Annotated in this window: 15 protein-coding genes; 9 read left to right on the top strand and 6 right to left on the bottom strand. The window is 64.0% G+C overall.

Annotated features, from left to right (window positions below; genetic code table 11):
• Positions 1-2: 2 nt before the first annotated feature.
• The 3 genes from pdxJ (at position 3) to tadA (ending at position 2,848) form a co-directional block, all read left to right on the top strand.
• On the top strand, positions 3-746 hold the full coding sequence (gene pdxJ, locus C8K66_RS21720) for a pyridoxine 5'-phosphate synthase (RefSeq protein WP_017844546.1): 744 nt from the start codon (positions 3-5) through the stop codon (positions 744-746).
• 222 nt (positions 747-968) lie between these two features.
• Complete coding sequence (locus C8K66_RS21715) at positions 969-2,351, top strand: multicopper oxidase family protein (RefSeq protein WP_108525932.1); 1,383 nt, start codon at positions 969-971, stop codon at positions 2,349-2,351.
• Entirely contained in the window at positions 2,351-2,848 is a 498-nt protein-coding gene (gene tadA / locus C8K66_RS21710; protein ID WP_108525906.1) for a tRNA adenosine(34) deaminase TadA, read from the top strand. Before C8K66_RS21715 ends, tadA begins: the two co-directional genes overlap by 1 nt.
• A gap of 141 nt (positions 2,849-2,989) precedes the next feature.
• Here tadA and cmoB read toward each other — a convergent pair whose 3' ends face one another.
• The 6 genes from cmoB to C8K66_RS21680 form a co-directional block, all read right to left on the bottom strand.
• Complete coding sequence (gene cmoB / locus C8K66_RS21705; protein ID WP_102617531.1) at positions 2,990-3,946, bottom strand: tRNA 5-methoxyuridine(34)/uridine 5-oxyacetic acid(34) synthase CmoB; 957 nt, start codon at positions 3,944-3,946, stop codon at positions 2,990-2,992.
• The gene (gene cmoA, locus C8K66_RS21700; protein ID WP_017844550.1) at positions 3,943-4,686 is read right to left on the bottom strand and encodes a carboxy-S-adenosyl-L-methionine synthase CmoA; all 744 of its coding nucleotides are present in this window, start codon (positions 4,684-4,686) and stop codon (positions 3,943-3,945) included. Before cmoA ends, cmoB begins: the two co-directional genes overlap by 4 nt.
• 36 nt (positions 4,687-4,722) lie before the next feature.
• Positions 4,723-5,379, bottom strand: coding sequence for a lysoplasmalogenase (locus C8K66_RS21695; protein WP_046384582.1), 657 nt, complete (start codon positions 5,377-5,379; stop codon positions 4,723-4,725).
• 1 nt (position 5,380) lies between these two features.
• On the bottom strand, positions 5,381-5,770 hold the full coding sequence (locus tag C8K66_RS21690) for a protease inhibitor I42 family protein (protein WP_017844552.1): 390 nt from the start codon (positions 5,768-5,770) through the stop codon (positions 5,381-5,383).
• Between the two features lie 191 nt (positions 5,771-5,961).
• Positions 5,962-8,382 (bottom strand): endopeptidase La, encoded by a 2,421-nt coding sequence (gene lon / locus C8K66_RS21685; protein WP_017844553.1) that lies wholly within the window; start codon positions 8,380-8,382, stop codon positions 5,962-5,964.
• Positions 8,383-8,536: 154 nt separating this feature from the next.
• Positions 8,537-9,526, bottom strand: coding sequence for a GntR family transcriptional regulator (locus tag C8K66_RS21680; protein ID WP_046384581.1), 990 nt, complete (start codon positions 9,524-9,526; stop codon positions 8,537-8,539).
• A gap of 350 nt (positions 9,527-9,876) precedes the next feature.
• On the opposite strand from C8K66_RS21680, the gene C8K66_RS21675 reads away from it, so the two are divergent.
• From C8K66_RS21675 to C8K66_RS21650, 6 genes are all read left to right on the top strand, one after another.
• Entirely contained in the window at positions 9,877-11,208 is a 1,332-nt protein-coding gene (locus tag C8K66_RS21675) for an amidase (RefSeq protein ID WP_108525904.1), read from the top strand.
• Between the two features lie 12 nt (positions 11,209-11,220).
• On the top strand, positions 11,221-12,099 hold the full coding sequence (locus tag C8K66_RS21670) for a polysaccharide deacetylase (protein ID WP_108525902.1): 879 nt from the start codon (positions 11,221-11,223) through the stop codon (positions 12,097-12,099).
• Positions 12,100-12,259: 160 nt separating this feature from the next.
• Positions 12,260-13,600, top strand: a complete 1,341-nt coding sequence (locus tag C8K66_RS21665; protein ID WP_108525900.1) for an MFS transporter — start codon at positions 12,260-12,262, stop codon at positions 13,598-13,600.
• A gap of 10 nt (positions 13,601-13,610) precedes the next feature.
• Positions 13,611-14,372, top strand: a complete 762-nt coding sequence (locus C8K66_RS21660; protein ID WP_017844558.1) for an SDR family NAD(P)-dependent oxidoreductase — start codon at positions 13,611-13,613, stop codon at positions 14,370-14,372.
• A 37-nt stretch (positions 14,373-14,409) separates the two neighbouring features.
• The gene (locus C8K66_RS21655; protein ID WP_017844559.1) at positions 14,410-15,159 is read left to right on the top strand and encodes an SDR family NAD(P)-dependent oxidoreductase; all 750 of its coding nucleotides are present in this window, start codon (positions 14,410-14,412) and stop codon (positions 15,157-15,159) included.
• A gap of 13 nt (positions 15,160-15,172) precedes the next feature.
• A partial coding sequence (locus C8K66_RS21650) for a hypothetical protein (RefSeq protein ID WP_017844560.1) occupies positions 15,173-15,469 on the top strand: 297 nt, incomplete at its 3' end.

Genomic DNA, 15,469 nt, shown 5'->3' with positions numbered 1-15,469 from the left:
CCGTGACCACCAGCAATCGCATTCTTCTCGGCGTCAATATCGACCACGTCGCCACGCTGCGCCAGGCCCGGGGCACCCGTTACCCAGACCCGGTCAAAGCCGCGCTGGACGCCGAAGAAGCGGGCGCCGACGGCATCACCGTACACCTGCGCGAAGACCGCCGTCACATCCAGGAGCGCGACGTGCTGCTGCTCAAGGACGTGCTGCAAACCCGCATGAACTTCGAAATGGGCGTCACCGAAGAAATGATGGCGTTCGCCGAGCGCATCCGCCCGGCGCATATCTGCCTGGTGCCGGAGACCCGTCAGGAGCTGACCACCGAAGGCGGCCTCGACGTGGCCGGCCAGGAAGCGCGGATCAAGGCTGCGGTGGAGCGTCTGTCGCAGATCGGCAGCGAAGTCTCGCTGTTCATCGACGCCGACGAGCGCCAGATCGAAGCCGCGCACCGGGTCGGTGCGCCGGCCATCGAATTGCACACCGGGCGTTATGCCGATGCGACCACGCCGAGCGAAGTCGCCGCCGAGTTGCAGCGCATTATCGACGGCGTGGCCCAAGGTCTGCGTGAAGGCCTGATCGTCAACGCCGGCCATGGCCTGCATTACCACAACGTCGAAGCCGTGGCGGCGATCAAGGGCATCAACGAGCTGAACATCGGCCACGCGCTGGTGGCGCATGCGCTGTTCGTCGGTTTCAAAGGTGCGGTCGCCGAGATGAAGGCCCTGATCCTGGCCGCTGCCAAACACTAAAAGCAATGAAGATCCAATGTGGGAGGGGGCTTGCCCCCGATAGCGGTGTGTCAGTCAACTCATCTATAGCTGACCCACCGCAATCGGGAGCAAGCCCCCTCCCACATCAGTCCTCGGTGTTTTTGGCATGCGGCAATGCGAAGTCTTACTGTTTAGCCGTCGCAGGTGTATCGTATCTGCCCTTTGCAGGCCCTCGGCCCGCAGCAGATACGTGAGGTTGTTGTGTCCCGATCCTTTTCCCGTCGACAAATCCTGGGTGGTCTTGCCGGCCTGGCCGTAGTGGGCGTCGGTGCCGGTGGCGGCTACCGCTACTGGCTGGGGAAAGTCGCCGAGGCCGAGGCGGGACACGACTACGAACTGATCGCCGCGCCCCTCGATGTGGAACTGGTGCCGGGGCACAAGACCCAAGCCTGGGCGTTCGGCCCGTCGGCCCCCGGCACCGAGCTGCGCGTGCGCCAGGGCGAATGGCTGCGGGTGCGTTTCATCAACCACCTGCCGGTCGCCACCACCATCCATTGGCATGGCATCCGCCTGCCGCTGGAAATGGACGGCGTGCCCTACGTCTCGCAATTGCCGGTGTTGCCCGGCGAATACTTCGACTACAAGTTCCGCGTGCCCGACGCCGGCAGCTACTGGTATCACCCCCATGTGAACAGCAGCGAAGAACTCGGCCGTGGCCTGGTCGGCCCGCTCATCGTGGAAGAGCGCGAACCCACCGGTTTCAAGCACGAACGCACCCTCAGCCTGAAAAGCTGGCACGTCGACGAAGAGGGCGCCTTTGTCGCCTTCAGCGTGCCCCGTGAAGCGGCGCGTGGCGGTACGGCCGGGCGCCTGTCGACCATCAATGGCGTGGCCCAGGCGGTGATCGATTTGCCGGCCGGGCAGATCACCCGCGTGCGCTTGCTCAACCTCGACAACACGCTGACCTATCGCCTCAATATTCCCGACGCCGACGCGCAGATCTATGCGCTGGACGGCAACCCCATCGAGCCGCGCCCCTTGGGCAAGGAATACTGGCTCGGCCCGGGCATGCGCCTCTGCCTGGCGATCAAGGCCCCGCCGGCGGGCGAAGAATTGTCGATCCGCAACGGCCCGGTGCGCCTGGGCACGTTCCGTTCGGTGGCCAACGCCGACGCGCCGAGCGCATGGCCGCCGGCGCTGCCCGCCAATCCGATCAGCGAGCCGGACCTGGCCAACGCCGAGAAACTCAACTTCAATTTCGAATGGGTCGGTTCGGTGTCGGTCAACGTCGACAACGGCAAACCGCCGAGCCTGTGGCAGATCAACGGCCAGGCCTGGGACATCACCGACAAGGCCTGCGCCGACCGCCCGATTGCCAAGCTGGAGAAGGGCAAAAGCTACATTTTCGAACTGAAAAACATGACCCAATACCAGCACCCGATTCACCTGCACGGCATGAGCTTCAAGGTGATCGCTTCGAACCGCCACACGGTGATTCCGTACTTCACCGACACCTACCTGCTGGGCAAGAACGAACGTGCCCGCGTCGCGCTGGTGGCGGATAACCCGGGCGTGTGGATGTTCCACTGCCATGTGATCGACCACATGGAAACCGGCCTGATGGCCGCCATCGAGGTAGCGTGATGCGCCAGTTTCGCCCCACGGCGATCATCGACCGCAGCCGCGACCAGGATTTCATGCGCGAAGCCCTGGCCCTGGCGGCACAGGGCGCGGCGTTGGGCGAAGTGCCGGTGGGCGCGGTGCTGGTGCAGGACGGTGTGATCATCGGCCGTGGCTTCAATTACCCGATCAGCGGCAACGACCCCAGCGCCCATGCCGAAATGGTCGCCATCCGCGCCGCCGCCCAGGCGCTGAGCAACTATCGCCTGCCCGGCAGCACGCTGTATGTGACGCTGGAACCGTGCAGCATGTGCGCGGGCCTGATCGTGCATTCGCGCATTGCGCGGGTGGTCTACGGCGCACTGGAGCCGAAGGCGGGGATTGTGCAAAGCCAAGGGCAGTTTTTTACCCAGGGCTTTCTCAACCATCGGGTGCTGTTTGAAGGCGGGGTACTGGCCGAGGAATGCGGGACGGTGTTGAGCGAGTTCTTCAAGGCCCGCAGAGCCAAACCAGCCCTCTAAAGAACACTGATGAGCAAATGTGGGAGGGGGCTTGCCCCCGATGGCGGTGGGTCAGTTATAGATAAGCTGACTGACACACTGCTATCGGGGGCAAGCCCCCTCCCACATTTTTGATCTTCATTTTTTCAGGGAGATCGGGGGTTACTTCCTGGCGATGATCACCGCCCGCATCGGCGCCGGCAGCCCTTCAATCGTCTTGCTATGGTCTTCCGGGTCGAGGAAGTCACTCAGCGACTGATACTTCATCCACTCCGTCCCCCGCTGTTCCTCCACCGTGGTCACGCTCACATCCACACAGCGCACCTCACTGAACCCGGCCCGGCGCAGCCACAGCATCAACGCCGGCACCGATGGCAGGAACCATACGTTGCGCATCTGCGCGTAGCGGTCTTCCGGCACCAGCACCTGTTGCTGATCGCCTTCGATCACCAGCGTTTCCAGCACCAGTTCACCGCCTTTGACCAGGCAGTCTTTCAGCGCCAGCAAATGCTCGATCGGTGAGCGACGGTGGTAGAACACGCCCATGGAAAACACAGTGTCGAAGCCTTCCAGGTTCGCCGGCAAGTCCTCGAACGGGAACGGCAGGTGCCACGCGTTCGGCGCCGACAGGTAACGTTGCACCGCCTGGAACTGGCAGAAGAACAGCCAGTTCGGGTCCACGCCGATCACACTGTCGGCACCGGCGCCGAGCATGCGCCACATGTAATACCCATTGCCGCAGCCTACATCGAGAATGCGCTTGCCCTTCAGGTCCAGGTGCGGCGCGACCCGCGACCACTTCCAGTCCGAACGCCATTCGGTGTCCACATGCACGCCGAACAAGTGGAACGGGCCCTTGCGCCACGGGCACAGGCCCATCAATGCGCTGTGCATCTGCGCGCGCGTGGCGTCGTCGCAATCGCTGTCGAGGGTCAGGCCATTGAGCAAATCGACTTCGCTGGGCTGGATCTTCGGCAATGCATCCAGCGCGCTCTGCCAGCGCTCCAGGTCGCCATGCCCCTTTTCCATCTTGCTATCGAGTTGCGCTTGCAGGCCCTGGGCCCACACGGCCAGGGGAGTGCCGACCAGATGGCGGGCGAGGGGGGACAGATCAATCATGGCAAGGCAATCAACGAGGCAAAGTTAAGACACTGGAACCACGGCACGACTTTCGAGAACCCGGCCGCCAGCAGGCGTTCGCGGTGTTCTTCGAGGCTGTCGGGCTTCATGACGTTTTCGATGGCGCTGCGCTTCTGGGCGATTTCCAGCTCGCTGTAGCCGTTGGCGCGTTTGAACGCGATGTGCAGGTCGGTGAGCAGCGCGTGTTCTTCAAGGTCATTGAAGCGCAGCTTTTCCGAGAGGATCAGCGCACCGCCGGGCAACAACGCCTGGCGGATGCGCCCGAGCAACGCCAGGCGCTGATCGGGGGCGATGAATTGCAGGGTGAAGTTCAGCGCCACCACCGAGGCCGGCTGGAACTGCAGCGCGAGGATATCGCCCTCGATCACCTGGACCGGCAGCAACTCCTGGAACATCGAGTCCTGGCCATTGAGGTACTCGCGGCAGCGCTCGACCATCGCCGTCGAATTATCCACCGCGATGACGTGGCAGCCGTCGGTACGCACGTGGCGGCGCAACGCCTGGGTGACCGCGCCGAGGGAGGACCCCAGGTCGTACAGCACACTGTTGGGCTGGGCGAACTGCGCGGCGAGCACGCCGAGGTTTTCGACGATGGTCGGATAACCGGGCACCGAGCGCTTGATCATGTCCGGGAACACCCGCACCACGTCTTCGTTAAAGGCGAAGTCCGGCACCTGGGGCAGGGGCTGGGCGAATAGGCGATCGGGTTCTTTGCTCACGGTTGTTCCGGCGACGAGGGGGGAAAGGCGGGCATTTTAGCCAAGTTGCTCCTTGGATGCGCGGGTTGTCTGATGGAACGCCGAGGCGGTGATGCCCCATTGGCCGAGCCAGTAAGTGGCGATCAGCAGATACGGCGCCGCGTCGAAGCTCAGCACAAAGCGATTGATACCGATCAGCGTGTCGGAAACCACAAACGATACGGCCCCCGCCGCCGCCAGTAGCGCCGAACGCTTGGGCACCGCGCTGCCCAGTCGCGCCAGCGCCCGCCAGAGCATCGCGCTGATCACCAAGGCGTAGACCACCACTGGAATCAGCAAGTCGCCGAGGCCATGGGCGATCAGGATGCTCAGCAGCATCGCGCCGACGCCCAGCGCCAGCACCAACGGCAGCCACGCCAAGCGTCGGCAGTCGCTGAAATAGGCTTTGAGGTACGCCAGGTGCGCGCACAGAAACGCGCCCAGGCCAAAGATAAACAAGTCGCCCGGCCACGCCAGCAGCACATCGCCGACCAGGGAGAAAATCAGCCCCAGGCTGATCCAGCGTCGATAGTCGCTCGGCGGCGCATCATGCAGCCAGCCCAGCAGCGCCAGCACCGGCAACGGTTTGACCAGCAGGCACAGTAACGCCGCGTGGACGGTCAGGCCGTAGATAAAGGTGCCGGCGCCCATCAACGCAAGAATCAGCCATGGCATATCAGTTCACCGTGATGGCGCAGTCGAACGTCTCGGCCGGTTCGGCTTCCGGTTCCCAGGGTTGCTGGGAGGTCAGGCGCAAACGGCCCTGGCCGGCCGCAAAGGCTTGGAAGCGCCAGGTGGACTGGCCGCCGCCGCCGATCACGCCGGATTCTGTGCTGCTGTAGACCTCGGGCCCCAGGGCGCGCAGCACGCCGCCGGCGGAATCCTGGATGGCCCAGCGGTAGCCGGTGGTGGGGTTGCTTGGCAGGGTCAGGATCAGGTTTTGTCCGTTTTTGAGCTGGAGCGGGCAGGCGCTCTGTTTTTCCACGCTGACGTTTTGCTGCGGGGCACTGGCGCACGCGGCCAGCAGGGCAAGGCTCAAGGGGAGAAGCAGGCGGGCAGCGGTCATGAAGACTCCGTTGATGTGCGACGAAGGGCGAGCATAACCGAAGATGCGACAGGGTGTGACAAGAGGGCGGCGACGGACGCCATTGCGCGCAAGCCCGCTCCCACATCTTGGCCGCCTTCCAAAGGATGTACTCGGTCAAGTGTGGGAGCGGGCTTGCGCGCGATGACGCCCGCCCAAGCGCTAAAGGACGATCAGAACAGCACCTTGGCCACATCCGCAAAGCGCTTGGCGAAGTGCACGGTCATCCCTTCCTTCAGATACTCCGGCAATTCCTCAAAGCTGCCGCGATTCGGCTCCGGCAAGATCAGCTCGTGAATCTTCTGGCGCCGCGCCGCGATCACCTTCTCACGCACCCCGCCAATCGGCAGGACATGCCCGGTCAGCGTCAGCTCGCCGGTCATGGCCACGCCTTTCTTCGGTGGCTGGTTGCGCGCCAGCGACAACAGCGCACTGGCCATGGTCACGCCAGCGCTGGGGCCGTCCTTCGGCGTGGCGCCTTCGGGGACGTGCAGGTGGACGAAGGCTTCATCGAAGAACTTCGGATCACCGCCAAACGATTTCAGGTTGGAGCTGACGTAGCTGTAGGCGATTTCAGCGGATTCTTTCATCACCTCACCCAACTGCCCGGTGAGCTTGAACCCACGGTTGAGCGTGTGGATGCGGGTCGCCTCGATCGGCAGGGTCGCGCCGCCCATGCTGGTCCAGGCCAGGCCGGTGATCACGCCGACGCCAGACAGCACTTGTTCGTTGCGGAACACCGGGATGCCCAGGGAGCTTTCCAGGTCCTTGGTGCCGATCTTGATCACCGCGTCCGGCTCATCCAGCAGCTTGACCACCGCCTTGCGCACCAGCTTGCCCAGTTGTTTCTCCAACTGGCGCACCCCGGCTTCGCGGGCGTAGCCGTCGATCAATGCGCGCAGGGCGCCGTCGCTGATGGTCAGGCTGTTTTTCGACACGCCGGCTTTTTCCAGCTGCTTAGGCCACAGGTGGCGCTTGGCGATGGCGACTTTCTCTTCGGTGATATAGCCCGACAGGCGAATCACTTCCATGCGGTCCAGCAGGGGGCCGGGGATCGAGTCGAGGGTGTTGGCGGTACACACGAACAGCACTTTCGACAGGTCCAGGCGCAGGTCCAGGTAGTGGTCGAGGAATTCGACGTTCTGTTCCGGGTCGAGGGTTTCCAGCAGCGCCGAAGCCGGGTCGCCCTGGAAGCTCTGGCCCATCTTGTCGATCTCGTCGAGCATGATCACCGGGTTCATCACTTCCACATCTTTGAGCGCCTGCACCAGCTTGCCGGGCAGGGCGCCGATGTAGGTGCGGCGATGGCCCTTGATCTCGGCCTCGTCGCGCATGCCGCCGACGCTGAAGCGATAGAACGGCCGCCCGAGGGATTCGGCAATCGATTTACCCACGCTGGTCTTGCCCACGCCCGGCGGGCCGACCAGCAGCACGATGGAACCGGCGACTTCGCCTTTATAAGCGCCCACCGCGAGGAATTCGAGGATACGACTCTTGATGTCGTCCAGCCCGGCATGGTGTTTGTCCAGGACCTTGCGCGCATGTTTCAGGTCGAGCTTGTCCTTGCCGTACACGCCCCACGGCACCGAGGTTGCCCAGTCCAGGTAGTTGCGCGTCACCGCGTATTCCGGCGAACCGGTTTCGAGGATTGACAGTTTGTTCAGTTCTTCATCAATGCGTTTCTGCGCCTGGGCTGGCAGCACTTTGCCTTCCAGGCGCTGTTCGAACTGTTCGACGTCGGCGCTGCGGTCGTCCTTGGTCAGGCCCAGCTCCTGCTGGATGACCTTGAGCTGTTCCTTGAGGAAGAATTCGCGCTGGTGCTCGCCGATCTTGCGGTTCACCTCGGCGGAGAGTTCTTTTTGCAGGCGCGCGACTTCAACTTCCTTGCGCAGCATCGGCAGGACTTTTTCCATGCGTTTGAGCATGGGCACGCAGTCCAGCACTTCCTGCAACTCATTGCCGGTGGCGGAGGTGAGGGCGGCGGCGAAGTCGGTCAGCGGCGATGGGTCGTTGGGGCTGAAGCGGTTGAGGTAGTTCTTCAACTCTTCGCTGTACAGCGGGTTGAGCGGCAGCAGTTCCTTGATCGCATTGATCAGCGCCATGCCGTAGGCCTTGACCTCATCGGTCGGCTCGGTCGGCTGGTGCGGGTATTCGACTTCCACCAGGTACGGTGGGCGATGGTGCTTGAGCCAGGTGCGAATCCGCACGCGGGTCAGGCCCTGGGCGACGAATTGCAGTTTGCCGTTTTCGCGGCTGGCGTGGTGGACCTTGACCAGGGTGCCGTACAGCGGCAGCGCGGAGGTGTCGAAATGCCGCGGGTCTTCGGGCGGCGTGTCCATGAAGAACAGGGCCAGGGAGTGATGGTCGGATTTGCTCACCAACTCCAGGGTTTCGGCCCACGGCTCTTCATTGACGATCACCGGCAATACTTGCGCCGGGAAGAACGGTCGATTGTGAATCGGGATGATGTAGACCTTGTCCGGCAGGTTCTGCCCAGGCAGGGCCAGGCCGGTATTGGACGAGTGAACCTCGGCGTTTTCAGGGTCGGCGTATTCGTTGGCGTCGTAATCGGGGGTATCTTGCTGGTCGCTCATGGGGCACCTGCATCAGGAAGTATGCAAGTTAGATGGGGCGGGCCAGCGGCGGTTTCAATGGCGGGGGCTAGATAGCAACATATTGCATGAAATTACTGCAGAGACTCGGTCAAGGTGGGAGGGGGCTTGCTCCCACAAGGTTAACCGCATGCCGTCAGCTGATTTTGTGCAGGTAGGCGGGCAGGGGCTGTTCCGGCAACACCGACAATACCTTCAACCGCTGCAACATCCGCTGCCGCGCCCGTTGCAGGTGCTCGCGCAGGTTCAACGCCGCCGCATCGAACGCGCCGTGCAGCAACAATTCAAGGATCAAGCGGTGTTCGGCGAGCATCGCCGGGTCGGCGCCGATCCCCAGCAAGCGATAGAAAATCCGACTGATGATCATCGGGCTCTGGCCCTGGCGGATCAGCGCGGCGATCTTGCGGTTCTGCAGGCCGGCGAGGCAGCGTTGGTGCAAGTCTTCTTCGATCTGCTCGATGGCTTCCAGGCTGCACTGCGGGCTGTCCTGGGCGTCGAGCACGCGTTGCAACATGGCTTCGAGCAGCGCGCGGTCAAGGTTCGGCGCGCTCTGGCGCAGCGCTTCAGGCTCCAGGCAGGCGCGCAGTTCGTAGTCTTCGGTGACTTCCCGCGCCGTCAACGGCCCGGCCAGCCATTGGGAGTAGGGCTCTTTTTCCACCAGGCCACGGTCGCGCAGACGCATCAGCGCTTCACGCACCACTGCGCGGCTGACGCCATAGTGGTCGGCGGCGGCTTGCTCATCCAGGCGATAATGGCCAAAGGCTATGCAGGTGGACAGCGCCGCGCCGATTTCCTCGACGATCCGCTCGCCCAACGGCCGTGTATCCACCAACTCGTCCTCGTCGTTCAGGCCCAGGTGCGCAGCGCTCAGCGGCAGGCGCAGCGGTTCCATGGCCACGCCCTCGGGGTTGATCAGGTAACCGCGCCCGTTGAAACGGCAGATCAACCCTTCGGCATGCAGCAGGTCCAGCGCCTTGCGCACCGGCACGCGGCTGGTGCCGAACAATTCGGCCAGCGGCGCTTCGAGCAGGACCAAGCCGTGGCGGGCGGTGCCGTTGACGATCGCGTCACGCAAAAGCTGGTGAATCATCGCGTAACGGGAGGCCGAGGCGGACACTGCTTTCATCGTGTTCTCTGAGGTAAAGAGGTCTGGTGTATGTAGGACGAAGCCGGGGATTCTCTCATAGATGCGCCTGTCACTCCGCGCCACGTCGGTGGCACTTTTTTGGGGCCTTGAATCTAGGACTGTTACTTTTCTGCACTAAAATGTACTTATTAATAAAAGATACATTATTGGCTTGGGCGTGCGTTGCAGAGTCCGCGCCAGGTTTTTTTGCTTCCTACAAAACCATCTAGCCCGGCGCTCTGGTCGATAAAGCGCAACCGCGGGAAAAGCCATCGACACAGACTGGCACGAAAGCTGCCTTTATTAAATGTACATTTTATTAATATGTACGTTTTATGAGGGTCAACCTGATGTCAGACGCCACTTCAATGGCCGAGGATTTCGCCAGCGGTCGCAGCGACCCGGTGCAAGCCCTCGAACAGGCGCTCGACCACGCGAGCCGCGCGGCCGCGGTGTTTATCACCCTGACCGCCGACCGCGCCCGCCGCGAAGCCGAAGCCGCCGCCGCCCGGTGGCGCGCCGGCCAGCCCTTGAGTGTGTTCGACGGCGTGCCCCTGGCCTGGAAAGACCTGTTCGACGTGGCCGGCAGCATCACCACCGCCGGCGCCGCCTACCGCCGCGACGCGCCCGCCGCCTTGCTCGATGCGCCGAGCGTGGGCCTGTTGTGCCGCGCCGGGATGGTCAGCGTGGGCAAGACCAACCTCAGCGAGCTGGCCTATTCCGGCCTTGGCCTGAACCCGCATTTCGGCACGCCGCACAACCCCCATGGGCGTGACCAGCCGCGGATTCCCGGCGGTTCGTCGTCCGGTTCGGCGGTGGCCGTCGCCGCTGGCATCGTGCCCATCGCCATGGGCACCGACACCGCTGGTTCGATCCGCATCCCCGCTGCCTTCAACGGCCTGGTCGGTTACCGCAGCAGCAGTCGGCGCTACAGCCGCGACGGTGTGTTCCCGCTGGCCCGCACCCTCGACAGCCTCGGCCCGCTGACCCGCAGCGTGCGTGATGTGCTGGCCATCGACGACCTGCTCAACGGCCGCCGGCAAACCCACCGCGCCCGCAGCCTCAAGGGCCTGCGCCTGGTGCTTGAGCAACGCCTGCTGGATGACGTGCAACCGGCGGTGCGCAACAACCTGCTGCGCGCCGTCGAGCAACTCAACGCCGCCGGCGCGCTGATCGACGTGCGCCCGTGCGCCACCTTCCAGGCCACCCTGGAACTGATCCAGCAGCAAGGCTGGCTCGGCGCGTTCGAAGCCTTCGCCCTGCACGAAGCGCTGCTCGACAGCCCCGACGCCGCTCGGCTCGACCCGCGTGTCCGGCGCCGCCTCGAAGCGGCGCGGTCGCTGCCGGCCAGCCGCCTGCTCCAACTGATCGACGCGCGTCGCCGCCTGCAACAGCAACTGGTCGACGAACTCGACGGCGCCCTGTTGATCACCCCGACCGTCGCCCATGTCGCCCCGGCGCTGGCAGCGCTGGAAGTCGACGACGAACGCTTTGCAAGCACCAACCTCGCCACCCTGCGCCTGACCATGCCCGGCAGTTTGCTCGACATGCCCGGCGTCACCTTGCCCAGCGGCTGCGACGCCCTGGGCTTGCCCACCGGGCTGCTGCTCAGCGCCCCGACGGGGGAAGACGCACGCCTGTTGCGGGCGGCGCTGTCCGTCGAATCCCAACTGACTATCTAAGGAGACACCCCCATGGCTAAAGACATCCTCTGTGCATTCGGCGTCGACGTTGACGCCGTCGCCGGCTGGCTCGGTTCCTACGGCGGCGAAGACTCGCCCGACGACATTTCCCGCGGCCTGTTCGCCGGTGAAATCGGCACGCCGCGCCTGCTCAAACTGTTCGAGCGCTACGGCCTGCGCACCACCTGGTTCATCCCCGGCCACTCGATGGAAACTTTTCCCGCGCAGATGAAGGCGGTGGCCGACGGCGGTCACGAAATCGGCGTACACGGCTACAGCCACGAAAACCCGATCGCGATGACCGCCGAGCAAGAAGAAATCGTGCTCGACAAGTCCATCGAACTGATCACCCAAGTGACGGGCAAACGTCCGACCGGCTACGTCGCACCGTGGTGGGAATTCAGCAAGGTCACCAACGAGCTGCTGCTGAAAAAAGGCATCAAGTACGACCACAGCCTGATGCACAACGACTTCCACCCCTACTACGTGCGCAAGGGCGACAGCTGGACCAAGATCGACTACAGCCAGCACCCCGACACCTGGATGAAACCCCTGGTACGCGGCGAAGAAACCGACCTGGTGGAGATCCCGGCCAACTGGTACCTCGACGACCTGCCGCCGATGATGTTCATCAAAAAGGCGCCCAACAGCCACGGCTTCGTCAACCCGCGTCACCTCGAAGAAATGTGGCGCGACCAGTTCGACTGGGTCTACCGCGAACACGAACACGCGGTGTTCACCATGACCATCCACCCCGACGTGTCCGGCCGCCCGCAAGTGCTGCTGATGCTCGAACGCTTGATCGAACACATCCAGAGCCATGCCGGCGTGCGCTTCGTCACCTTCGACGAAATCGCTGATGACTTTATCCGTCGGCAACCGCGTACCTGATCCCCAGCCCTTGTAGGAGCGAGCTTGTTCGCGAAAAACCTGAGAACGCCGCGTGCATCCAGGATGCCCGCGTCATCGTTGATGATTTTCGCGAGCAAGCTCGCTCCTACAAGATGGGTTCAAACCGCGTAGCTGATCCCCCACCTTTGAGGCGCGATTCATGTCCATCTACAACAAGCTTGACCTGACTGGCTGGAAACCCCGGCAACTGACGTCCCAGGAAGTGCGCTTCGCCACCTGGATCGCATTTTTCGCCTGGGTGTTTGCGGTGTACGACTTCATCCTGTTCGGCACGTTGCTGCCGGAGATCGGCCGGCACTTCGGCTGGGGCGAGGTGGAGCAAGCTGAAATCGCGACCTGGGTGGCGGTGGGCACGGCGGTGGTGGCGTTTGCCATTGGCCCCGTTGTCGACAAGTTGGGGCGACGCAAAGGGATCATCTTCACCGTGGCCGGTTCCGCAGTGTGCTCGGCGCTGACCGCGATCGGTGGGGCGTGGGGCAAGTCGCCGCTGATTCTGATCCGTTCGTTGGGCGGTCTGGGCTATGCCGAGGAAACCGTCAACGCCACGTATTTGAGCGAGCTGTATGGCGCCTCGGAAGACCCCCGACTGACCAAGCGTCGCGGGTTTATCTACAGCCTGGTGCAGGGCGGCTGGCCGATCGGGGCGCTGATTGCCGCCGGTTTGACCGCGCTGTTGCTGCCGATCATCGGCTGGCAGGGGTGCTTCATTTTTGCTGCGATCCCGGCCATCGTGATTGCGATCATGGCGCGCAAGCTCAAGGAGAGCCCGCAGTTCCAGATCCACCAGCGTATCAGCGAGCTGCGTAAAAGCGGCGCGGTGAGTGAAGCGCAAAACGTTGCCGTGACCTATGGCGTGGACTACGACGAGCACAGCAAAGCCGGCCTCAAAGCCGCCTTCCGAGGCCCGGCCCGCCGCGCCACCCTGGTGATCGGCGCCGCGCTGTTGCTCAACTGGGCGGCGATCCAGGTGTTCAGCGTGCTCGGCACGTCGGTGATCGTCAGCGTTCACCACATCTCGTTCGAGAACTCGCTGATCATCCTCGTGCTGTCGAACCTGGTGGGTTACTGCGGTTACCTCAGCCACGGCTGGATGGGCGACAAGATCGGTCGTCGCAATGTCATCGGCCTGGGCTGGATGCTCGGCGGGCTATCGTTCGCCGGGATGCTGTTCGGCCCGAGCAACATGGCGATGGTGGTCGGGCTGTACAGCCTGGGCCTGTTCTTCCTGATCGGGCCGTATTCGGCGGCGTTGTTTTTTATCAGCGAAAGTTTCCCCACCAGCATCCGCGCCACCGGCGGCGCAATCATCCATGCCATGGGCCCGATCGGTGCGGTGGTCGCGGGGTTCGGCGCGACGCAAGTGTTGTCCGCCGGCAGCGACTGGCAGACCGCCGCCCTGTGGTTCGGCGCCGTGCCGTGCTTTTTGTCCGGCGTGCTGATGTTCGCCGCACGCCATGTGCGCCCGGAAACCGTGCAGTAAGGAGTGTTCGATGAACCGTAAAGTTGCCTTGATTACCGGTGCCGCCAGCGGCATCGGCCAAGCCCTCGCCGTGGCCTATGCGCGTTGCGGCGTGGCCGTGGTGGGCGGGTATTACCCGGCCGATCCCCATGACCCGCGCACCACCGTGTCCTTGGTGGAGCAAGCGGGCGGCGAGTGCCTGATGCTGCCGCTGGACGTCGGCGACAGCGCCTCGGTGGACGCCTTGGCGGCCCAGGCCGTGCAGCATTTTGGCCGCCTCGATTACGCGGTGGCCAATGCCGGTCTGCTGCGTCGGGCGCCGCTGCTGGAAATGACCGATCAGGTGTGGGACGAAATGCTCAATGTCGACCTGACCGGGGTGATGCGTACCTTCCGCGCAGCGACCCGGCATATGCCCGCAGGCGGTGCGCTGGTGGCGATTTCGTCGATTGCCGGCGGCGTATATGGCTGGCAGGAACACAGCCATTACGCGGCGGCCAAGGCCGGTGTGCCGGGGTTGTGCCGCTCGCTGGCGGTGGAGCTGGCGCCGTTGGGGATTCGCTGCAATGCGGTGATCCCGGGCTTGATCGAGACGCCGCAATCGCTGGATGCGCAGAACTCCCTCGGGCCGCAAGGCCTGGCCAAGGCGGCGCGGGCGATTCCGCTGGGCCGGGTGGGCAGGGCGGATGAAGTGGCGTCGCTGGTGCAGTTTTTGACCAGTGACGCGTCGAGCTATTTGACCGGGCAAAGCATCGTCATCGACGGTGGCCTGACCGTGCGCTGGCCCGACTGACCCCACCTGGGTACTGTGTTTTTTCAGGAGTTTGTGTATGCCCCAACTGACTAACCGCCGCGCCGTGATCACCGGCGCCGGCAGCGGCATCGGTGCCGCCATCGCCCGTGCCTATGCCGCTGAAGGCGCGCGCCTGCTGCTGGCCGACCGCAATGCCGTCAGCCTCGCCGAAACCGCCGTCACCTGCCGCAACCTCGGCGCGCAAGTGTTCGAGTGCCTGGCCGATGTCGGCACCGTCGAAGGCGCCCAGGCCAGTGTCGACCGTTGCGTCGAACATTTCGGCGGCATCGATATCCTGGTCAACAACGCCGGCATGCTCACCCAGGCGCGCTGCGTCGACCTTACGATCGAAATGTGGAACGACATGCTGCGCGTCGACCTCACCAGCGTCTTCGTCGCCAGCCAGCGCGCCTTGCCGCACATGCTGGCGCAGGGCTGGGGACGGATCATCAACGTCGCCTCGCAACTGGGGATCAAGGGCGGCGCCGAGCTGACCCACTACGCCGCGGCCAAGGCCGGGGTGATTGGCTTCACCAAATCCCTGGCGCTGGAAGTCGCCAAGGACAACGTGCTGGTCAACGCCATCGCGCCGGGGCCCATCGAAACGCCGCTGGTGGGCGGCATCAGCGACACCTGGAAGCGCGCCAAGGCCGCCGAACTGCCCCTGGGCCGCTTCGGCCTGGCCGACGAAGTGGCGCCGACCGCTGTGCTGCTGGCCAGCGAGCCGGGCGGCAACCTGTTCGTCGGCCAGACCCTGGGCCCGAACTCCGGCGACGTCATGCCATGAGCGGGGTATAGCCATGTGCGGACTCTGCGGGCTGCTCGGCGAAGACCTGCACTGGAGCGACCCCCTGGGCGACGAGTTGCCCCGGCGCCGCGAACGCCTGCGCCGGATCGCCGCTATCAACCAGGTGCTGGCAGTGTTCCGGCTCAAGGTCGAAGACTTCCAGGGCGCGTCGTACCTGCTGCTCGGCGCGACCGGCAAGCAGGCGTTGGCCAGCGGCCTGGATCAACTCTGGCAAGCGGCCGAAACCATGCTCGGGCGCCAGCTGGACCCCCTCGACCCGCAACTACTCGATCACTTGGAATGCCCCCTG

The sequence above is a fragment of the Pseudomonas sp. GV105 genome (genome assembly GCF_003058185.1).
GTDB lineage: Bacteria > Pseudomonadota > Gammaproteobacteria > Pseudomonadales > Pseudomonadaceae > Aquipseudomonas > Aquipseudomonas veronii.
This window is presented reverse-complemented; position numbering and strand designations above follow the sequence as displayed.